Source organism: Bacillus sp. 17RED48, assembly GCF_019837545.1.
GTDB classification, from domain to species: Bacteria; Bacillota; Bacilli; order Bacillales; family Bacillaceae_G; genus Bacillus_A; species Bacillus_A wiedmannii.
In genome coordinates this window covers 51559-73167 of record NZ_JADAXG010000013.1, presented here as the reverse complement: position 1 = coordinate 73167, position 21609 = coordinate 51559, and the positions used below count along the sequence as shown (strand labels likewise).

Below are 21609 nucleotides of genomic sequence, written 5' to 3'. Positions count from 1 at the left end.
CTTACATCGATTAGGACTAATGAATAAAATTTAATAATATAAAAAATAATATAAAGACTAAACTGCTATAAATAAAGGAAGTGTATATCATGCCTTTAAGTGAAGAGACCATAGAAACCCAGACTATCCACACTCATAATTTACAAGGACTTAAAAATAAAATAGAAAAAATCTTTGATATCTGTGCCGATTTGGTTGAGCAGCCTTTGCAATTAAAAACAAAAACGAATATTTTACTATATTATTTTGAGGGCCTTACAGACGGTGTGGCATTAAAAGGAAATGTCGTTACACCATTACTACAAGAAGTAAATGAAGACATACAAGTATTCAATTCTAATATTATTGCTACTTATACTAAAACAGTATATACATGGGACGAAATTAAAGAAGGGCTGCTTGAGGGGCAATGTGTACTATTTATGGAAGGAGAAAAGAAAGCTCTTCTCATAAATACAAAAGGGTGGGCAGAAAGGGCAATTCAGGAACCTGTTTCAGAAGTTACTATTAAAGGCTCTCATGATGGATTTATTGAGAATGCCTCTAAAAACATAGGTCTAATACGAAGGTATATTCCATCTACTGAGTTGAAAATTAAGAAATTGACAATCGGAGAACGGGCTACCACTTCTGTATATTTACTTTACTTAGGCGATGTGGCAAACGAGGATGTGGTACAGGAAGTAGAAACAAGAATATGTAAAATCAAAACTGATACAGTATTGAGCATAGGAGAATTATCCAATTTTACAAAAGATCAAAACTGGACTCCCTTTCCACAGGATTATTTAAGTGAACGTCCAGATGCCATTTCCCATCATATTCTTGATGGAAAAGTAGCAATTTTAATTGATAGATCTCCTAGTGCAATGATTGTTCCGATGAACTTAATTGGTTTTTTTCAGACTCCCGATGATTATAATGTGCATTGGCTCATTGCATCATTTTTTCGCTTATTACGCTTTTTAGGATTTATTATAGCTATTTTTTTACCCGCGATATATATTGCAATGGTTTCATTCCATTTTGAAATTATTCCTTTAGATCTATATACTTCTATTGCAACGTCAAGAATCAAAGTTCCCTTCTCCCCTTTAGTAGAAGCTTTTATTATGGAAATTACATTAGAAATGCTTCGTGAAGCTGGGATTCGTCTCCCTCAACCGATTGGACAAACAATTGGCATAGTTGGGGGAATTGTAATTGGACAGGCAGCCGTTCAAGCTGGGCTTGTGAGTAATGTTATGGTTATAATTGTGTCTATTACTGCCATTGCATCGTTTATTGTTTCTAACTATGATTTATCAAGTTGCATTCGTCTTATTCGTTTTCCCATGATGCTATTTGCCTACTTTTATGGAATTGTGGGTATTGTTAGTGGGATGATGCTCTTATTTGCTCATTTTGTTACACTAACCTCTTACGGTACACCTTACGGGCTACCAATCACCCCTTTTCGTTTACAGGAATTAAAAGATTCTTTTATAAGGTTTCCTATTTCTAAGATTACTACCCGCTCTAGTACAGGACAACCGAAACAAAAAAAGAAGGAAAATTAAAAAAAGGTGGTTCACATGGGAAATCTTAGTTTTCGGAACATAACTTTATTTGAGTATATTGTTTTCATTCATTCTCTACAACTTGCATCAGGTATGTTAATTATGCCAAGTCCACTTGCCAATACTGCTGGCACAGATGGATGGATTTCTATCGTTTTGGGATGGATGGTAACCTCTATAATTGGGATGCTCATAGTATTGGTGCTACAAAAAAATCCAAATCAAAATTTCTTTCACATTCTAACACAATATTTTGGTAAATACTTAGGAACAACACTTATTATTATATATGCCTTGTATTTATTCTTTGCTGGATTTAATACTTTATTAAAAGCAACTGATATTGTAAAAGTATGGATTTTCCCTTCTACTGCCTCCTATCAAATCGTCATATTATTACTTGTTCCTTTTATTATTTTAGCATGGAGTGGAATACGAGCCATCATTAGTTATTCTATGCTTGTTTTCTTTTTTACCGCTTGGATGCCAATATTTCTCCTTTTTTCATTAAAAAGTAATTACAATCCCTTACACTTGTTACCCATTTTAAAAGAAGGTGTATATCCTGTTGTGAAAGCAATGAAACAAACAATTACCCCTTATGCTGGCTTAGAAATTGCATATTTTATTTACCCGTTTTTACAAAAAAAACATAAAGCGATAAAAGGCATACTTATAGCGAATACAGGAACCATGTTTTTCTACCTATATGCTACTATTCTTACTTATATATACTTTAGTCCGGAAGGTATAAAAGAAGTGATTTGGCCGGTATTTCACCTATTAAAGGGTATTAGTTTTTCGTTTTTAGAAAGATTAGAAATCATCTATATTGCTTACTATTTAATTGTGTTTTCTACCACAATCTATCCATATTTATTTTTCGCTATATATTCTATAACCAGTATACGTAGAAGAAGTTCACGTTATTGGATTATTGTTATTTCTGCCATATTACTTAGCGGGGTATTCATGTATTTTAATCCCAATGTGAATAGTATTGTATTTATTTATTCTTTTATGGATATTTTAAATATCATTTTCTTTATTGTATTCCCCGTTTTTCTCTTTGTTTACAGTATTCTTTTTAATTGGGCTACTAGGAGGAAACAATAATGATTCGAAAATGGCTATTGGGCGTAATCTGTTTTATATATTTAACTGGATGTAGTCAGAGAATTCCATTAGAACAAGCTTCTTTAATTCTGTTAATCGCCTTAGATAGAACTTCTAACGGAGAAATGAAAGTGGGAACAAGTATACCTCTTTTTCATCATGAGAAGCAAAAAAGTACTGCTGAGCATTGGGTTCAAGCATCAACTATATATGATGGATTTAGCAAAATGGATACAAAATTAACAGGTTATGTAACCTCATCAAAGGCTGAAGTGATATTAATTGGGAAAAAATTTACGCAAGAAAAAAATTGGATACAAGCACTCGATTCTTCTTATCGTGATCCTTACGCTACTATTAATGCTAAAGTGGTGCTTGTTGATGGATCAGCAGAAGAAATTTTTAAAATTAATAGACCTGATAAACCGGCACTTTCATCTTATATAAGCGGCGTAATCGAATCCGCTATTCAAAATAATCAGTCTGTTCCTTCTACTATTCAACAATTAATGAGAGAAAAGAATGAACAGGGCATGACACAGACAGTCCCAATTATTAAAAAAATTAAAAATGAAATTGATACCGTAGGAATCGTATTTTTAGACCAACAAGGAAAATATATAGCTAAAATCCCTAAAAAAGATGTTAAATTTTTCAATCTAATATATAAGCCGAAGAGTGCAGGTCGAATGATACTACACCTTGTTCTTTCTCCAAAAAAGTCTGATAAAAAGTCAAATACATCTGTTTTGGTGCAAAATGCAAAGAGAAAAATAAATGTAGATTTTCAAAAAGGTAAATTTGTATTTACTATAGATGTGAATTTGAATATAGCTTTAATTGAAAAAACCAACAAGGGCGTAACTAAAAATCGTTTACAGGGTAATACACATATAAGTAGACTGGAGCGTGAAATTAAGCAAGAACTCGACAAAAAATTGCAAGGCATGTTGCAGGATATGCAAAAAAACAAAATTGATCCAATTGGGTTATCTTTATACGCGAGAGCCTTTCAATATAATGAATGGAAGAAGGTGAAAGCTAATTGGGTATATGCTTTATCAAAGGCAAAAGTACATGTGAATACACATATTACAATAAAAGATACTGGAACAATACGACATTAGCGTTAAGCTCTACACTCTCATTACATATTTAATGCTACGAAAAAATATGTTTCTGGTGCCAAAAAATCATTTTCAAGTTTCTTTGTTTTTTGCACCAGAACCCAATAACACGACAATTCAATTACTTTCATAACCCCGATAACTTTTTCGTCATTGACTGTATAATAAACCGGTTCTGTTGCAAAGTTTGAAAAAAGCATAAACAGGTTGGTAAATGAGGAGCAATGTTCAGGAAATAGCTAGTAATTGTTGAAGTTCATTGTACTTTGAAAAGGCGGAGTCTCTTTGAAGACTTCGCCTTTTCTTAAGTTGATGGGCACCATACATGCCCATCAACTTAAGAACGAAAATAAAATGGGGTTCCCTTCAAAACAGCTAAAAACTGTTCAACATATTGGTTATTCTTAAAAATACGCATGCTAAATAAACTCTAACGAGTTTTATTTTAAAAATTATGCAGCTTTTTTTTGTTCCCTAGCTATACTCATAAATCCATACCGTAATTTTCAAACAAACGTTTGATTCGTCATTATTTACAAAAAAACAGAAGGATTCGCTATAAATAGAGAACCCTTCTAATTGAATGCATCTTTAATTCTTAGAATGTGTCTAGGAATCCGCCTTCCTCTTTTGGTATTTCAATACCTTTGTGCCAGAACAAAACAATATGAATAATAATAAAAATAATAAAACGAACAGTTTTATTGGCATAGTCTGTTGGCAATAAAATTAAATAGAATGAAATGCACGTCCTTTTAATCAGAAATTAGTTTTTTAGGGACAGATGGTCCAACCGAACTAATATGTAAACAACGTATACCGTGTATTTTAATTTCTTAAAATATGACGCACACCCGTAATATCTATATTGATAAACTTTGTAATACACCCTTAATTAGTAATAGCATATATCTTTACTGTAAATTTATCTTTTGCACCACTTGGGCTTGCGATATAGTATTTCGAATTTGGAGTTGCTGCAGTCCTGGAATCATTTGAAATATTGCTCCAACTAACACGATCTAGCCCTAGGGGAACATCTATCATAACATTGAAAGAAATGTTAGAAGAATTATCTTTTTCTGTGGGCTCGATAATCCATTTTAATCCCATTGTCCCTTTGGGTAAATTATTGATACTAAAGTTTGGACTGGATCGATTTTTCTCGCCAGATAATGGATTGGATTCAGAAGAAATTTGGGAAATCAGTACTTCTTTTTCACTAGAATATATCCCATTTAATCGAATGATACTATCAATTAAACCTGGGCCTGGAAAATCTGCTGCGATGATACCAGCGTGTTTAATATCACCTTTTTGCATAATTTCAGTTCCAAGTATATTCGTCCCCCCATAAAAAACTTGTCCATCCAAATCTCTCGGGAAGTCTTTCCATTTACTTGCTGTATTTGTTTGAATTAACCATTGATTACTACCAGTATTTTTGTTTTCTTTTCCACTAGCAACAAACCAAGGATAAAACCCATTCCAAATTGCTAAACCACCAGTACCACTAAAATGATTGAGGTAAATTTCCCCCTTGCTTTGTTCATCACTCGCATGAAAAAGATGATTTTTCACTGCATCCCATTTCGCATACATTCCATCTGGTCCGCCACTAACTTGATATTGATCTTGAATATCCAAAGACTCATATTGGATACCATAATTCTTAGAGGCTGTAAAGTTTTGTAATAATACGATTTTCCCTCGGATATCTCCTAGTTTTGGGTTGCTTTTTTCTGTAGTTGGCACAGTATTGGGGTCCCAAAAATAATCTTGATATCTTTTTATATAATTCTCTAATATTTCCTCAAATGATAGGGATCCCACAGCGGGATTCGTTTCTTCTTTTAATCGCATTAAAACCGTTTCTTTCGGATTTTCTTTTAAAAACTGAATGGTTTGTTTTACTACATCCTCAAAATTGGCATTTTGATAGATAATGCCATGATACATGTCAAAAGAGTTTTGTACACGTTTCACACGCATGTCTACATAACGAATACCAGAATGTAATTGCTGAGGTAAAGACATTGTTTGATTTATTGTCAAATCAGTTCCTTGTATAGCCATTGAGCCGTGAGTTCCTGGAATAGATATCTCACTTAATTTTTTTGTGTCATCTAATTTTGACATCCATGATGGATTGAGATAGCCTATATCAGATTCGTAGGAATAACCTGGGTGCCTATCAGCAAATGCCGTAGAAGTTGTGCATAAACCTACTAATGTTAAACAAGTCAGAATGCTATGTTTTAGGATTTTTCTCATATTAAGTCCATTATCCATTCTATCTCTCCTTTATTTTAAATTTGATAATCTCATGTAACGAATATGATACTATACAGATTTATTAAAATTATAAGAAGAACAGGAATATTCGAATAGTTTTAATAAGGGTTACATGCTTTGAGGTTTTGAAGGAATAATAGGTTTAATTGTATCCTTCACTGCGTCAAAGTACTCCTTTTTCCAAACAAAACAGAAGTCTTAAATAAGACTTCCATTTTGGTATATATAATCTATGAAATATTGTTGAATGAATTGAGAAATAGTACTTTTATACGCTAAAATTGAGATAAACTTATTTCTGAATTTTTCATAACAAAGTGGCTTATGAGCAATGCTCCTTTATAAGACCAAATAAAGCCTGTTTTCACATCCAGTAAGCTCTTAATTTAGAGGCTTACTTCTCATTAAAACTTAAACTAACTACAGTGGCAATAGATTGTGCTGCATGTTCCCAGCTACCATCGATCACTTTTCCAATTTGCTGACCAATTGAGTTTAGATCATTTGGATTAACTGGAATTCCATTATATGCAGCAATAATTGATAAAAGTGGTGCTGCAAATGGTGTAAAACCACCTCTATCAATATGAAATTGAGGCGTACCAATTACTTCCCCGTCTTGTACTGTAAATTCATAGTAAACTTGATCATCTGGGCGAAAACTTAAATGATGAGAGATTTGTCCCTTCACATATTTTTTCCCGCCACCTAAATCGACTACTTCGATTGGTTTTACATTAAATTCATGCTCAAATACTTTAATTTTTTTGACTTCGGGACCATGTAAAGCAGCATTCACAGCTGTTTGCAAATTACTCTGTGACAGTGGTTGAATACTCACTTGCGATTCTTGTTGTTGGATAGGATCTTTTGTTTCTGCAGCAAACGCCGATGTAGTAGGTAATGCGCCTGTAGCTAATGTGGCCACCATTGCTGCCGTTACTATCATTCTTTGTTTTTTCTTCATTACTTTCATCCTCCTTTTCAATTATGTTATATACATGTATTATGATAGCTTCCTTCACATTATTTCTCAATTTTCAGATTAAACAACTAGTAATTGATTATATGCACTAATTTATTACGTAAGATTCTTATACATTGACTTTAAACATTGTGAGATCATCGAAAGAATACTGTGATTGTGAGTAAAAAATAGAATAAAGGAATGGAATCGACACAATTTTTTTATGTTTCAGAAAATATTCTAAGTATTTTATATTTTTTTGTCATCATTGCTATTCTTTTTTTAAACACAAATAACCCAAAATAAAAAACTCCCTGATTTTTCCTACAAATGAGGGAGCAACGAGCTTATATAAAAGTTTATAATTAACTATCTTCATGTTCCTTGTTTAAAAAACATTGAATGTTTCTTTAAGAATTTGATGGTATTGTTTCTCTGTTATTTCTTTTTTTGATATGGTCACTCCTATATATCCCCTCCATAATTTGTAGCATCAATGCAAGTAACTTGAGAAAGTTCAGAAGGGACATCTTTTAGTTCTGAAATATCATTATCAATATTAACCGTTATTTATTTTCCGATACTTTCTTTTGATTTAGAAAATAGGTTTATTTAATCATAATTAAGCACTATAGCAACACTTTTTGGTTCTATGTACCAAAAAGTGTTGCTATAGTGGATTCTTCATGCGATTTTTTGTTAAGCAGTTAATAGACACGTAATAAGTATTGATAGAGACTATTCATACTCATAAATAGGGAAACTCCCCTCAAAATGCGAGTTGTTATCATCGATTTAGTTATGAAATTATTAAAATATGCTCGACTTTTGTTTATTCCCCCATTTCAAGGGGATGGATAGAAACAACCCTTATTCTTCTTTCTGAAAGAAGTTAATACATTGGCTGAGTTAAATAACAGCCAATTGGAGGGTTTCATGTTAATTGTATTTTAATATACTGAATGTGTAATGTTTTTAATATTAAATCTTCATTAAGTATTCCGAATTATATTTAAATATCTATTCTACACTGTGTGAGACTCACGCTAAGAACATTTTCAATCTTATTTTTTATATTTTTGGGAGGAACAATTATGAAACAATTTTTAAAAACAAAAAGTTCTCATGTGATAAACGACGTTGAATCCCCTCTTACAGAAAATCAAAAAACATTATGGCTAGCACATCAAATTGATGAAAAATCAGGCCTATATCATGAACCGATTTCTATTCAAATCAAAGGAGCGTTAGACGTTCAACAATTACAAAAAGCGTTACAGTATATTATCAATATTAAAAATTGCTTAAAAATCATTTAAACTGTATATTAATACATTATAATGTGGAGGTTTTGAGATGCAGATGAACACAATTACTATAGAGGACATCTATCAGGAGATATTAGATGGAAAAAGAAATAGATTCCCACGAAATACTTGGAATTCAGATGAAAACAATGAAATGGCTAAAAGAGTAACAAGGTATTTAGTAAAAAATATTTTAAATTGGAACGAAGAAGAGATAAAACAGAATTGGAATAACTCATTAATTGCGAAGTATCGATTACGTGGCGTATTGAAGCATAAATATGACAATAGTCCATATGCGATGATTAATGATTTATATCCGAATCAATTTAAAGAATGGGAATTTAGAATGACGCCGTTAAATTTTTGGACGAAAGAAAAGGCATTACAATTATTAAAATGGATAATTGAAGAAGAGGAGCAATTATCACCCCAAAAACTCTTGCAAATTTATGGACAAAAATGGTTGAATGAACGGAGACTAAGTGCACCTTTAAGGGTGCTCTGGGATGGAAGCCCATATGCGATGATTAATGATTTATATCCAAATCGATTCAAAGAATGGGAATTTACTAAGGCTCCTAATAAATTTTGGACGAAAGAAAAAGCGTTACAAGCACTGAAATGGACAATTGAAGAAAAAGAAAAATTAAATCCAGATCAGTTGAAGAATATATACGAAAATAAATGGTTAACTCAATCAGGATTGAGAGGAGCCTGTCAATTATATTGGAATGATAGTCCATATGCAATGATTAATGATTTATATCCGAATCAATTTAAAGAATGGGAATTTAAGATGACACCGAGCGGTTTTTGGACGAGAGAGAAAGCGCTAGTTGCATTACGTTGGACAATTGAAGAAAAAGAAAAACTGACAGATAATCAATTATTACAACAATACACAATGAAGTGGTTAAAAAGGCATAGACTATGGACACCAGTAGCAAGATACTGGAATGGAAGCCCATACGCAATGATTAATGATTTATATCCAAATAAGTATATAAAAGGTTCATTCAAAGGATATATAAATAAACCTTAATATTATTAGACGTAATTTAATAGACATGAAAACTTGAATAGTAAAGTGTTGTTGCAAAGTGTCCTAAATGAGACTGCATTTCAGAAAAAATTGTAAGGAGAAACACAAAAGAGATACTTTGAAGGAAGTTCAAGAAAGATATTATTTTAATCGCAGTGGGCTACTACTATCTTTTTTCTTTAAGTTATCGTGATGCCTCTGAAATTTTAAAAGAACGTGGAATCTCAGTTCACCCACCAACTTTTATGCGCTGGGTTCAGGAATACGGAGACAAAATTTGTAACAACCAAACTGCGTTATTTCGACGTACAACAATTATTAATGGTCGCATAAATCTATCTGCAATCACACCAATGCTTTATCTATTAGAAAGCTTTGCAACAGAACCCTCCATGTTATCTTGGTTCTTATTTTCATTTACATTAGGCTTTGTCTCATATAAATTGTTTAATACGTGATTATACTCGTTTCTTGTAATTTCTTTATTATACAATTGAATTAATAAATCTTTATGTTCTTTTGAAAATGCCATTTTATCAAAAAAATTAGGATACATAGTACCATTCTCTCCGATTCATGTTGGGTTTTATGTTTTGTATTTTATAACTGAGAAGTAGAAAAATCCACATCTATATAAAATAGGTATGGATTTTTCAGCTACTGTTTTAGATGTCGTTGTATAGTATAAATATTAGATGCCTATTGAAGTATAACATAAAAATTATAATATATTTAGATTTTATATATCATGAAATAAAGAAAAAACTTCCTCCGAAGTCCTTTCTATTTATTTTTATCTCATGGAGCTAAATCATTTATGAATAAATTCTTACTGGTTTTTGACTGAACTGTTCAGTAAATAAATTGTTCTCTACCAGATGGATCATACACCTTTTTTAGAACAACAGTGTCAGTATGTTCCTATTTTATTTCTTGTTGCATTTCCTGTGCCGGAACCCAATTAAAGAATCGAATTCAAAAATTATATGAAGAGTTGTACAATAAAGAATAGTTTAATATAAATATTGTTGCTGTTAATGAGAAAGCAAGGGGGGACATTATGTTACAGGAAAGAATTAATGAATTGGAAAGTGGCATTTTAACTATTGATAGGGATAAAGTTCATGTAAGGGGTTTTAAAAACGAAAAGATGTTAATGTCTTTTTTAAATGCTAACAAAAAAAATTGGAGTTTTATAGGAATATATGATTCTCATAAAATGAATTTTAATAATATTAAAAGTAATGCTCTAATTATTGTTATGGAGGATGGAAAAGAAATAGGGAGATATCAATATATTCCGGTGTTAAAGCATACGATTAAATATGATAAAAAAGATGGAAAAAACACTTCTATGACATTTACTATCAGAAAAAGTATATATAGCAAACATTATCACTTTTTAAGCGAAAAAATGTCTCACGTCTTTGAAAGGAGAGAATTTATTACAACCTATTTAAGAGAAGAGTTTGGAGCAAGTATAGATTTTTAACTGGGGGTTGAATCATGAAAAATATGATTTTAGTTGATATCGAAACAGGAGGATTTGATGTAGAGTCAGGAATTCTGGAAGTTGCTTTACTTGTTGTGGAGAATGGTGAAATTGTTAAGGAAGTGCATCTAGCAGATGTAAATGACCCGTCTTCTATTCATCTAGGGATGGGGGAAGGGTATGCTGATATTTCTGAAGATTACACAAAAAAAGAGTCCTTCAAAAGTGTGTTGGCTCAATATGATTACCCAATTGTTGCCCACAATGTATCTTTTGATAGAAAATTTCTGATCTATTACGGATGGTTAGATGACGAATATGAATGTTATGATTCAATTCGATCTATTAAATACGCTAATCCTAATTTATTCTCTTATTCTTTAGGATACTTAGTATCATTTTATGAATTAGATCAACCACTAAATCATATTGCCTTAGATGATGTAAAAGCACTTTTTGAAGTTATTAAACGGGCAGCCCCTACTATTTGGATACCTCTGTATAAAGTGAAACCGAAACAATTAAATCATTTTGTTGAATCCATTGCAAGAATTGAAGGAGAAAGTACTGTTTTTCAAGGAAAGACAATTGTTTTCACAGGAGCGAGTCCATTTCCTAGAACACTTATGAAGGAGATTGCATCAAAGTGTGGGGCAAAGGTGACAGGAAGCGTATCTTCAAAAACGGATTATGTGATTTGTGGTGAAAACCCTGGAAATAAATTAGATAAAGCAAGAGAGTTAGATATTGAGGTTCGGACGGATGTATGGTTCCTTGATGCTGTCTCAGAGGACATTAACTTAAATAATGTTTCGCTTGAAAGAAATCGAATTTCATTTCAAAATAGTTCCACTGAAGGTTCAAATACGTCACTTCAAAAGCGAGAAGAATTTAAAGATAAAATTGTTAATATTGCATGTATGCCGACTAGAATTCAATCTCAAGTAGAGGGATTTCTTCTGAATTATATGGGGGTTAGGGAAATAAATAAAGGTTCGAATGGATACAAAGTTGATTTACTTATTTATGCTGATGAAGGTGACTATGTACTTTTAGAAAAAGCGGAACAGCTAAATATTCAAACTATTACACTTTCTAAATTCAACAAAATGATTTTATAAATTTACCTAATGGTTTAAAAATAATACATTCAATTCGACTGACAAGGGTATTAACTGTGAAATAATAGTCTGTACCTAATATTTAACATTTTTGGTACCAACTGTCCAATGTGTATTAAGTAAAACTTTTCAAACATGTTTAGTGTACGTAAATCAAAAAGAGTTTTACAAAAGATACAAAATGTTAAACTCATTAAAACCAGTGATATCATGCGTTTTTCTATGGTATTACTGGTTTTTTTCGCTATAAAATGAAAAGAAAAAGATTGTCAGTTTAACAAATTATAGTTATAGTTAAACTAAGTTTTACATATTATAGCTTACAACAGAGTTTTAGGAGGTCATGTTTTATGACGAAAGGGGGACGAAAACCTGGGGCAAAAGAGCCAATTCGTTCAATAGAAAAAATTGAAGAAATGAAAGATTGGCTATTGCAAAATTCCTCATATCGAAATTACTTTTTATTTTATTTTGGAATTAACACAGGTTTACGCATTAGTGATATTTTACGATTGCGTGTAAAAGATGTTCGAGGAAAACATGTTATAAAAATTAAAATGGAAAAAACAGATACAACGGTAGAAGTATATTTCAATACGGTTTTACAACAAGAGATTGCGAAATATACAAGTAACATGGCAGATTCCGATTGGCTGTTTCCAAGTCGGCAAGGAGATAAACCAATCACAAGACAAATGGCTCATACCTTTTTGCATAAAGCGGCACAGGCTTGTGGGATTGATTCAGAACATTGGGGAACCCATAGTATGCGGAAAACGTTTGGCTATCAGTATTATAAAAAAATGAAAGATGTTTACTATTTAATGAAGTTATTTGGTCACGCGACGCAAAGACAAACACTACAATACATTGGTGTAGAAGCTGATGAAATTCGTAAAACGATGGAGAATTTCACACTATAGAGTAAGGGGGATAACAAATGGAGTGTGTTGAGTTTGAAGTATTAAAGCAATGTGGATCACCAATGGTTTATTTTTGTGAACATGAAATGAAACATAGTTGTTTGATTGCAATTCCATCCTGGAATTGGAGTTTCTTAATGGATTACACGATCAATTTTATAGATGAAAAGCCTATGTTAATGAAAGCATTGGAGAAGTATGTTTCTTATCATCTTCTAGAGAATGTTGCAGATGCATTTTATGATTACGTGTTTAGCCAATTCGATTAAGATTTTCATAAGGGGGAGCATAATGAATTTTAAAAGGACGATAAGTAGTTTTTTAGTAATGGGATTACTATTTTCGGGATGTTCAGCAATTCAAAATTCAAATCCTGCAAAACAAACAAGTGGAACACAAGAAATTGCACAAGTTATAGAGTTTCCATCACATAAGTATCCAGAAACAGCGGCACATATTAAAGATGCGATTGCAAATGGCAAAACAGATATTTGTACAATTGATCGGGATGGAGCCGCTGAAAGAAGAAAACAATCTTTAGCAAATGTTCCAACGAAAAAAGGATATGATCGTGATGAATACCCTATGGCAATGTGTGTGCGACGCGTTCTCGTATAAGCGTTTAACAACGTGAAAACGAGCACTTCTGAATACAGAAGGAGAACTAAAGTGTCGAGAGAAGGAATGAAAACCGTCATGTTGAGTTGAAACTTCTCCCTTAATATCCTGCATGCATTAATTAATGGTAGTTAAATAGTGTGTGAAGCCAGGTGAAGTCGGCTGAGAGTTACCCTAACAGGTCAAGCTGAGGAAAATTCGTAACTGGACGTAACCTATAAGCCGGAGGGCTGATAAGCTTCCTATGGTGAGTATGTCCCAACGGGGACTGACAAAGTGATGAATGAAAGAATCTATACGCCAACGGACTCGAAAGGGTTCGACTGTATAAATGCAGGGTAGGATACCGTTGAGTATGACGGCACATTAAGAAAGACGGGATAACGGACAATGACGTTATAATCTTACAGGTTCATAATCACCACCTAAGGGAATGCCATATAGCTAGACACTTTGGAACGTGGAAAGCAGAGGACTTCTTACAAAATTGCCTACCAGCTTGGAGTTTCGTGGTAACACGATTTACCTCTGTGAGAGTAGGGGCACAGTACCGATGAAACGTCTAATCAACGTGGAGGGATGGCCCCGAGTCTATGATTATTACTAAAAACAGGATTCAAACGTATCAAGGCTTCGGGTAAGAAATGGGGATTACTTCAAAAAGGAGTATGCCACCTTGAACACTTTCTTACGTAACGCAGAATACTACGGTATGACGGAACAATTCGATAAACTATATGCTGACAGTAAAAATAATAAGACGTTCCACAAGCTATATAATCTAGTGATATCTAAGGAGAATATTCTCCTTGCTTATCGAACAATTAAATCCAATAAAGGGTCAAAAACTGCTGGAGCGGATAGGGAAAACATTAACGATTTAAAAGGTCTCACAGAAGAGAATTTGGTTAATGAAATACGAAACTGTCTCAGTAAATATAAGCCTGGTTATGTCAAAAGGGTTCTCATACCTAAACCGAACGGTAAACAACGACCGCTGGGCATACCTACTATTAAAGACAGACTCATTCAACAGTGTTTCAAACAAATTCTTGAACCTATACTGGAAGCCAAATTCTTTAAACATAGTTATGGATTTAGACCATTTCGAAGCACTCGACATGCTATGGCTAGAGTACAACACCTAGTCAACACCGCACACTTTCACTATGTTGTAGATGTTGATATAGAAGGGTTCTTCGATAATGTGAACCATAAATTGCTAATGAAACAACTATGGAACTTAGGTATACGAGATTTACAGGTTCTGGCTATCATTAAAAAGATGCTTAAAGCTCCTATCTTAGGAATTGGTATTCCCACTAAAGGGACTCCGCAAGGAGGAATCCTTTCACCTTTACTTGCTAATGTTGTATTGAATGACCTCGATCATTGGGTTGCAGGTCAGTGGGAAAACTTCAAACCTAGACATGAGTACGCAGAGAAAGCCAGGTATCCTGCCCTCCGTAAAACAAAACTTAAACAAGGATTTATTATCAGATACGCAGATGATTTTAAAATAATGGCCAAAACTTACAAGGAAGCCTGGAGATGGTATCATGCGGTTCGTGACTACCTATCGAATCGTCTGAAACTGCGTATATCGCCTGAAAAATCTAAAGTTATCAACCTAAGAAGAAGGCGGTCAGAGTTTCTTGGATTCGAGATAAAAGCTATCACTAAAGGAAAGAAGATAGTCGCCCGAACGTTTGTCAGCAAAAAGTCGAAACAACGAATTTCCAACTCTATAAAAGAGCAAATCGAAACTGTAAGAAAACGTCCCAACAATCTTACGGCACATCGACTAAATGCAACTATACTAGGAGTTCATAACTACTTTAGATACGCAACTAATGTGTCTAAAGATTTCGCAGACATATACTACCGTCTTGCCCGAAGAATGAAACGAAGGTTAAATAAATGCTCAATATACAAAAAGCCCTATGGAAAAATATACAAGTCCTATAAAGAGAACTATTCTTTAGGTTACCGTACTTTCAAAGTTATGGACACTTGGATATTTCCAATATGTGATGTGAGTTTGACCATAAACATGTGTTTTAAACAAGGAATATATCCATACACTCCCAGCGGGAGGTCTTTATTGCACAAGAACTTAAAAGACCATGTTAAATCCGAAATTCATAAACTTATGCAATCAAGGATACCCAATGGAACAGCAGAATACCTCGATAATAGACTATCCAGATATTCTATGAACAGAGGCAAATGTGAGGTCACAAGAATTTTTCTACAAGCACATGAGGTGCACTGTCACCACGTCATCCCGAGGTCCAACGGGGGATGCGACTCATACAACAATCTCTCGATTGTACATCATGATATCCATAGGCTTATTCATGCAACTAAATCAAACACAATAGATAAATTGGTATCTCAATTTAATCTTACAAAAGGGCAAATTTCAAAAATTAACCTATTACGCAAAAAGTGTAATTTGAATCCCATAGTTCTATAAATAATCCATAGATGGAACGCCGTATGAGGTGAAAGTCTCACGTACGGTGTGGAGTGGGGGAAAAACCAGAGATTACTTCAAAGGTTTACCTATCACTATAGAGAAGGCGGGAAAGGTGCTGATATTAGACATATAAAACCAGCTGATAATCGTGGTGCTGGTTCGTACATTGGGAATAAAGTGGAGAAATTACCAGATGGTGCAAAAGTGAAAATTGTTGTGAAATAAAAAAGTTGCTTCATTACAACCTATAGATGTTCGTTAATTATCTAAAGGAGGGATGAATTTTTTATGAAACAAAAGCAAAATAGTTTTTATGGAGAGCCAATTACAAAATACCCCTCTGTAACTTTAGAATGCAAGGACATTGAAGACGGATTTCATTTAAATGTCAGCGGTGTATATGTGTTCTATGCAGTCAGTGGAGTTAGTTTGTATGTGGGGATGTCTTCAAATTTGAGAGGGCGTATTCTTCAACATTTACAAGGGAAAAATGAGGGGACGGAACTTTTAAATGATTATTTCCATAGGGTAAAGGTGTATCTTATAGAAGATGAAAATGAAAGAGAATCATATGAACACGAACTAATTAATGAGTTACTTCCATTGTTCAATGTTGCAGGGAACGACAGTATGCATAGAGATTTTTTAAGTCGCATTCGTTTGTTTATAAAAGAAATGATTTTAGAGCAAGGGGAGAAAATAAGAGAACTTGAAAAGCCAACAGATGAAGAGATAGTTCTTTTAGATGTTTATGATAACGTAAATAGTAAAAAAGTAGAATTTGATATTAATAAATTTGATATTAACGATTTATCGGGTGATAAATAATTTCTAAAAAACTAATGTTTATTAGAAATTGAAAGAAGGTGTGAAAACACCTTTATTTTTTTGTTTTAATCTCTAAAAACTATGCCAAAAAACAACTTCCAAGAACGAACGAATGTTAATGTTACCGAATCGATTAGTAAGGTTAATCCAAAACGGTAATCACCACCTATTTAGCATAATTTGTATTAATATCCCTGTTCGGGGGACAGTCAAAGATACCAAATCAATATGGAAAATAAAAAAAGTTTAGTTTAATAGCACCAGGCCTCTGTTATTTGTCGAAAATAAACGAACAAAAATAAATAAAAACACTTGATTTAAGTAACTTAAAACTTTAAAATAAAAGTAACTTAAATCAAGAAAGGAGCTACAATGCAAAAACATGGAGGGAAAAGAGAAGGCGCTGGTCGTCCATCTCTTGGAATTACAAAAAAAGTTTCCATTACTTTACCAGAAGAATCCTGGAAACGTATTGAAGATAGCGAAAAATCCTATTCACAGTTTTTCAGGGATGTAACGCTAAAAGAATTAAAAAAGTAAAAGTGTATAAGAAAAAGCCCTTCCCAGGTCTGCCAACTTAGTAAGGACTTTTCCAAAACCTATAAACTTTGATTCAAGAAAGGATGAATTGTGTTGACAAAACCCTTTTTAAAAATCAAAAGTGGTGAGTTAATTTTAACACAACCTCGCCACAAATTTAAATCCTTCAAAAAATTTTACTCACCTATTTCAGAATATTGCAAAAAAATAAACCGTTATTTTGGTATTGAAGAAAATGTTTCGGATCAGATTTGGTTTTATGGTTTCTTTGCAACCTCAATTTTTATGATGCTTTTCACTTACTTATTTTCGGGTATCCTATTTGGATTTTAGAAGGAAGGCATATGGAAGAACGCCTATTTTTAAAATCATCCCTCTAGAAAGGAGAGAAAGCATTGATCCAATCATTAAAAAGTACCATGCAATTTATTGGTTTGATCTTAATTAGTGCGTTGATTGCTGTCAGCTTAGTGAATTAGTCCTTTAAGAGAGAAAGGAGCAATCACATGGAAGATTACAAATGTAGGGCGTGTGGAGAGATTGCCGCCGAAGGATTTGCGTTAGGAAGACTATGTTATTACTGCATTGAAGAAGTTGTAATTCACATGAAAAAACAGATAGAAGAAAAAGAAATTTCTTGTACGCATGTAGATAATCAAACAATCGAAATTAAAGGAACAGATGAATCTATAACGGTTTGTCATGAGTGTGGAGAAGAATTATAAAAGGGAGGCAAGAAAATGAAAATTGGTGTATCTGTATGGAGAGTTCTTTGCAAAGAAACAAAGTTGAAATTACTTCAAAATGCTATGCAAGAGAGTAAAAGCCGCTTTACAAAACAATCCCTTTCCATTGCTATAAAGCAACAGAAAGGGGAAGTGTGATGAGTGATCGTATTGGTGAAGGGCACAAGAAATAAGATGCCTTCAAAAATATTTTAGCATGTTCGTTTAAGAAATAAAGGGGGAATTGAATGTGATGAAAACAGTCCAATTGTTGAAAAGTGAGGAATTTGAAATTGGTACAACAGATAAAAATGGGCACAAATTAAGACAGTCTGACTTTGTTGTCACACAAGATGATTTTGAAGGTATTAGTATCTGTCAAATCCTATACAACAGTATTGCAAAAGAGTTTGTGGCCATGAGTGATTCTAATTGGTGGATACCGTATCATGATTTATCTGTTGCAACAGAAAGGCTAGATTATGTCATTGCAAAAGAGTTTTTGGGTCTAGAAACATGCGGTACATATTGGGGTAAGAATCGTACGCCATTTATTAGAATGCCGATTGAATATTTCAATCCTGTTGAGGAATCCACTTTTATTCTAGAAAAATTAGGGAGGCAATATGACGATCTATTGAGTATAAAAGAAAATGGGTGCTGGTACCTAACAGTGAACAAGAAAATATATAGTGAAAAGCGTCTTGGGATAGCCGCTTGTTTAGCCGCAATTGATACCGTAAGAAACAATAAGTAGGGATTTGATTTTAAGGAAGAAATACAAATTCAAATTATAAATAGGGGGAATCAAAATGTTACATGCAGTTATGCAAGAGCAAAATTACTGGAAAGGCCAGAAACAGAAATTCCGAAAAAATAATAAGAAGTTATTAATTTCATTAGAACCACATTTGCATGAAAGACTGGAAGAGTTCGCATTGTATAACGAAAATTTAGATCAAATTGCATCGGAGTTAGTAACAGAAGGTTTAGACTATATCTATATGGAGGATATACCTGTAAGGCAATCTCATGCTTTTCAGCATTTTGTAGAAATTGAATTATCACCATTTCAGCAAAAACTCTTACAACAATTGGCGCTCAAACGAGGATGTTCAACTAGAAAAATGGCATATACAGTATTACATTTTATGCTCAAAACAAAGTAAAAGAATCCAATCATTAAAGAAGGATTCTTTCACCAGGTATTCGTTGGCAAATGACTTCACCTAAGGAATTGAGTCTCGTACACTCAATTCCTTTTTATGTTATAACAAATCCAACATATTGTTCAAGTATATTATTTGGAAGCCTTAACATAAGAGCGTTCTCTAATTTCAGCGCAAAGTTGATCCAATTGTTGTTCTGTAAATTCTTCTTCTTTTATGTCTCCAAATGTTGCTGAACCAAGAAATACTTCATCATCACAGTTGATGTCCCAGGATTCAAAAGGTTCTTCGCCTCTTGAAACTTTCTTAGTGAATCGCTTCCATTCACCATCAATGTTCACTAAATCATTCCAGGGTTTATTATGTAGTATTCGAAGCGTAAACTCTTTTTCAGAGTAATAGAAATCGTATATTTTCTCTTTTTCAATGAATTTGGACCAATCAATTTTAATTTCTTTTTCTTTCTCAGGTATCTGTCTTGGAGTCGTTTCTTGAAGTGTATACAAATGGAATGGGAATGAGACTAATTCTTCTCCTTCGATGTCTTCCATAATCCAAAAGTTATTTTTAATGTCACCAGCATAATATCGGTACCATTCACCGGTATGTGTTTTGAATACGTGTTCAGTATGGTTTTTTGTTTCTTTGTAGTATGTTTCTACAATACACATGTTTACAAAGCGTCTTGTAGTATCATATGTAATTGATGTACAAGGAAGTTCTTCTTCCCCTATAAACCACTTTGCTATTTTACCGTTACACTCAAATTCATATCCTTCATAACGTGCGAAATCTAAAGGATTAGAATAGTCGTTGGCGTATTTTTCTGAAGTGAATAATTCTTTTAATTCTAGGGCCGCTTTTAATGGTAGCTCATTTATTGATAATAACTTTTTGATGTCATTATCAATTTGAATATTATAAGGCGATAGAATTTTTTGGATTGCTTCTTTTAATCCTAAATCATCAAAAAACAAGCATTCATACTCATCTGGATTAAAAGAACTTTCAAGTACCAAACGATCCATGTCTGATGCATCTTCCATGTTAATCCATTTTTTAGGGTGTTGTAAGTCACCTTTTTTAATAAGATAGCCATTTAATTGTATATATGTTTGAATCTTTTCAGCAGGAAATACCACATAGTCATAATTAGGATTTTCTACTTCAAATATTCTTTTTCCATCTAGTAAAATTTCCATCGTATTGCCCCCTTATATTTTTATAATTTTCTATTTTATTTTACCACTTAATGGTGTCTTGGTACTTTCTTATACAAGTTTTTTTATAGGATATAAAGAGCATGTTTTTTTCAAAGGGTTTCTTTTATTTTTTTGTAGACAACAGATGACAACGTATATCAGACAATCAGTGATGAATATTATTTACCAAAGTAATTACCAAAGTGGATATCAACCTTATAACCAAAGAATCTATCATGATAGCACTATCAAAAGAAATCTTCGATTATCACATGTTTTTAGGGGATTTTGAGTTTTGTTTATAGTAGGAGGAATGGAATGAGAAAAAGGAGGGGGAACAATGAATAATTCTTATGAAATTATCGGTAATCAAATTAAATATTATTTGAGGGATGATCCAACGAGAGAATGGAACAACATACCTAGTCCGCAATTTCGAAGTGTGAAAGAAATTACAGAATGGTGTGGAAGTTCAACAAACGAAATTATGTGTGAGTGGGATGCGCTCAATCAAAATGCAATGAGCGTAACGGATACAACAGATTTCTTATATAGGTGGATTAGTTGGTATGTGACAGAACCCTTAAATAGTACAGCACAAGAAATACGAAAGTTACCAGATGAACTTGCGAGTTTCATAACACATGTACCTGTTGATACATTTGAACTCATTAAGAATACCTCTCATATGGTGTTAGATTGTATATGCTTTGTATTGGACTGGATACCAAATTTGTTAACGATATTCTTTTTTTAGGAGGGGAAACATGCTAAAGCGAAAAGAAACAATTTCTTTTCAAGCCTTTATGGATCAATCTTATAAGAAGAAAAAGCAAACAAAAATATATAGTATTGGCCCTATTAGTCCGTTCGCATTTTTTCATATGTCATCACCGCTTATTCATACGTATGTAGCCCTGGGAATAGTAGGCGGTCTTACAATTGGAGGTGTTTTGTTGGAAAAATACTTAGTACGAAATGATTATGTTTTTGCATCCAACCTCCTTTCTAATGGTCTGTATTACGGTGTAAGAATTGGAGGAATTGGGTTCATTGGTTATGTATTTATTCGCATTTTACTCATGTTATAAGG

At 33.1% G+C, this 21609-nt stretch carries 22 protein-coding genes and 4 pseudogenes; 22 read left to right on the top strand and 4 right to left on the bottom strand.

Features of this window, described 5'->3' with window-relative positions; all coding sequences use genetic code 11:
- The first annotated feature begins 89 nt into the window (after positions 1–89).
- The 3 genes and pseudogenes from ILT06_RS29600 (at position 90) to ILT06_RS29590 (ending at position 3802) form a co-directional block, all read left to right on the top strand.
- Positions 90–1588, top strand: a pseudogene (locus ILT06_RS29600) (spore germination protein).
- Positions 1575–2675: a GerAB/ArcD/ProY family transporter gene (locus ILT06_RS29595; protein ID WP_222655824.1), complete on the top strand. Its 1101-nt coding sequence runs from the start codon at positions 1575–1577 to the stop codon at positions 2673–2675. The pseudogene ILT06_RS29600 and the gene ILT06_RS29595 overlap by 14 nt, the downstream one beginning before the upstream one ends.
- Complete coding sequence (locus tag ILT06_RS29590; protein WP_222655823.1) at positions 2675–3802, top strand: Ger(x)C family spore germination protein; 1128 nt, start codon at positions 2675–2677, stop codon at positions 3800–3802. The genes ILT06_RS29595 and ILT06_RS29590 overlap by 1 nt, the downstream gene beginning before the upstream one ends.
- An 891-nt stretch (positions 3803–4693) precedes the next feature.
- Here ILT06_RS29590 and ILT06_RS29585 read toward each other — a convergent pair.
- Positions 4694–6094 carry a phosphatidylinositol-specific phospholipase C gene (locus ILT06_RS29585; RefSeq protein ID WP_222655822.1) on the bottom strand — a complete coding sequence of 467 codons (1401 nt, stop codon included), beginning with the start codon at positions 6092–6094 and terminating at the stop codon, positions 4694–4696.
- Between the two features lie 397 nt (positions 6095–6491).
- Entirely contained in the window at positions 6492–7064 is a 573-nt protein-coding gene (locus ILT06_RS29580; protein ID WP_222655821.1) for a methyltransferase, read from the bottom strand.
- A 1094-nt stretch (positions 7065–8158) separates the two neighbouring features.
- On the opposite strand from ILT06_RS29580, the gene ILT06_RS29575 reads away from it, so the two are divergent.
- From ILT06_RS29575 to ILT06_RS29565, 3 genes and pseudogenes are all read left to right on the top strand, one after another.
- On the top strand, positions 8159–8383 hold the full coding sequence (locus tag ILT06_RS29575) for a condensation domain-containing protein (RefSeq protein ID WP_258034976.1): 225 nt from the start codon (positions 8159–8161) through the stop codon (positions 8381–8383).
- A gap of 37 nt (positions 8384–8420) precedes the next feature.
- Positions 8421–9416 carry a DUF4046 domain-containing protein gene (locus tag ILT06_RS29570; protein WP_222655820.1) on the top strand — a complete coding sequence of 332 codons (996 nt, stop codon included), beginning with the start codon at positions 8421–8423 and terminating at the stop codon, positions 9414–9416.
- A 140-nt stretch (positions 9417–9556) separates the two neighbouring features.
- Positions 9557–9682, top strand: a pseudogene (locus ILT06_RS29565) (IS6 family transposase); the annotation flags it as partial.
- 92 nt (positions 9683–9774) lie between these two features.
- Here ILT06_RS29565 and ILT06_RS29560 read toward each other — a convergent pair.
- The gene (locus ILT06_RS29560; protein ID WP_103592588.1) at positions 9775–9972 is read right to left on the bottom strand and encodes a hypothetical protein; all 198 of its coding nucleotides are present in this window, start codon (positions 9970–9972) and stop codon (positions 9775–9777) included.
- Positions 9973–10476: 504 nt separating this feature from the next.
- Here ILT06_RS29560 and ILT06_RS29555 point away from each other — a divergent pair.
- The 14 genes and pseudogenes from ILT06_RS29555 (at position 10477) to ILT06_RS29490 (ending at position 19314) form a co-directional block, all read left to right on the top strand.
- Positions 10477–10908, top strand: a complete 432-nt coding sequence (locus ILT06_RS29555; RefSeq protein ID WP_222655819.1) for a hypothetical protein — start codon at positions 10477–10479, stop codon at positions 10906–10908.
- A 14-nt stretch (positions 10909–10922) separates the two neighbouring features.
- Complete coding sequence (locus ILT06_RS29550) at positions 10923–12029, top strand: 3'-5' exonuclease (protein WP_222655818.1); 1107 nt, start codon at positions 10923–10925, stop codon at positions 12027–12029.
- 350 nt (positions 12030–12379) lie between these two features.
- Positions 12380–12952, top strand: coding sequence for a tyrosine-type recombinase/integrase (locus ILT06_RS29545; protein WP_030030059.1), 573 nt, complete (start codon positions 12380–12382; stop codon positions 12950–12952).
- A 17-nt stretch (positions 12953–12969) separates the two neighbouring features.
- Complete coding sequence (locus tag ILT06_RS29540; protein ID WP_030030057.1) at positions 12970–13221, top strand: YueH family protein; 252 nt, start codon at positions 12970–12972, stop codon at positions 13219–13221.
- A gap of 22 nt (positions 13222–13243) precedes the next feature.
- A pseudogene (locus tag ILT06_RS29535) lies at positions 13244–13549 on the top strand (NucA/NucB deoxyribonuclease domain-containing protein); the annotation flags it as partial.
- Between the two features lie 697 nt (positions 13550–14246).
- Positions 14247–16049 carry a group II intron reverse transcriptase/maturase gene (gene ltrA, locus ILT06_RS29530; protein ID WP_222655817.1) on the top strand — a complete coding sequence of 601 codons (1803 nt, stop codon included), beginning with the start codon at positions 14247–14249 and terminating at the stop codon, positions 16047–16049.
- A gap of 99 nt (positions 16050–16148) precedes the next feature.
- Positions 16149–16277: pseudogene (locus ILT06_RS29525) on the top strand (NucA/NucB deoxyribonuclease domain-containing protein); the annotation flags it as partial.
- Between the two features lie 63 nt (positions 16278–16340).
- On the top strand, positions 16341–16880 hold the full coding sequence (locus ILT06_RS29520; protein WP_222655815.1) for a GIY-YIG nuclease family protein: 540 nt from the start codon (positions 16341–16343) through the stop codon (positions 16878–16880).
- Between the two features lie 372 nt (positions 16881–17252).
- Positions 17253–17420: a hypothetical protein gene (locus tag ILT06_RS29515; RefSeq protein WP_061139545.1), complete on the top strand. Its 168-nt coding sequence runs from the start codon at positions 17253–17255 to the stop codon at positions 17418–17420.
- 93 nt (positions 17421–17513) lie between these two features.
- Positions 17514–17753: a DUF3961 domain-containing protein gene (locus ILT06_RS29510; RefSeq protein WP_222655814.1), complete on the top strand. Its 240-nt coding sequence runs from the start codon at positions 17514–17516 to the stop codon at positions 17751–17753.
- Positions 17754–17926: 173 nt separating this feature from the next.
- Positions 17927–18145 carry a hypothetical protein gene (locus ILT06_RS29505; RefSeq protein WP_097982172.1) on the top strand — a complete coding sequence of 73 codons (219 nt, stop codon included), beginning with the start codon at positions 17927–17929 and terminating at the stop codon, positions 18143–18145.
- A 15-nt stretch (positions 18146–18160) separates the two neighbouring features.
- Positions 18161–18304, top strand: coding sequence for a hypothetical protein (locus ILT06_RS29500; protein WP_000690451.1), 144 nt, complete (start codon positions 18161–18163; stop codon positions 18302–18304).
- Between the two features lie 94 nt (positions 18305–18398).
- Entirely contained in the window at positions 18399–18902 is a 504-nt protein-coding gene (locus tag ILT06_RS29495) for a hypothetical protein (protein ID WP_222655831.1), read from the top strand.
- Between the two features lie 55 nt (positions 18903–18957).
- Positions 18958–19314: a hypothetical protein gene (locus ILT06_RS29490; RefSeq protein WP_088080436.1), complete on the top strand. Its 357-nt coding sequence runs from the start codon at positions 18958–18960 to the stop codon at positions 19312–19314.
- A gap of 131 nt (positions 19315–19445) precedes the next feature.
- Here ILT06_RS29490 and ILT06_RS29485 read toward each other — a convergent pair whose 3' ends face one another.
- Complete coding sequence (locus ILT06_RS29485; protein ID WP_222655813.1) at positions 19446–20516, bottom strand: hypothetical protein; 1071 nt, start codon at positions 20514–20516, stop codon at positions 19446–19448.
- A gap of 340 nt (positions 20517–20856) precedes the next feature.
- Between ILT06_RS29485 and ILT06_RS29480 the strand changes: the two genes are divergently transcribed.
- Positions 20857–21273 carry a hypothetical protein gene (locus ILT06_RS29480; RefSeq protein WP_222655812.1) on the top strand — a complete coding sequence of 139 codons (417 nt, stop codon included), beginning with the start codon at positions 20857–20859 and terminating at the stop codon, positions 21271–21273.
- A gap of 10 nt (positions 21274–21283) precedes the next feature.
- Positions 21284–21607 carry a hypothetical protein gene (locus ILT06_RS29475; RefSeq protein WP_222655811.1) on the top strand — a complete coding sequence of 108 codons (324 nt, stop codon included), beginning with the start codon at positions 21284–21286 and terminating at the stop codon, positions 21605–21607.
- Positions 21608–21609: the final 2 nt, after the last annotated feature.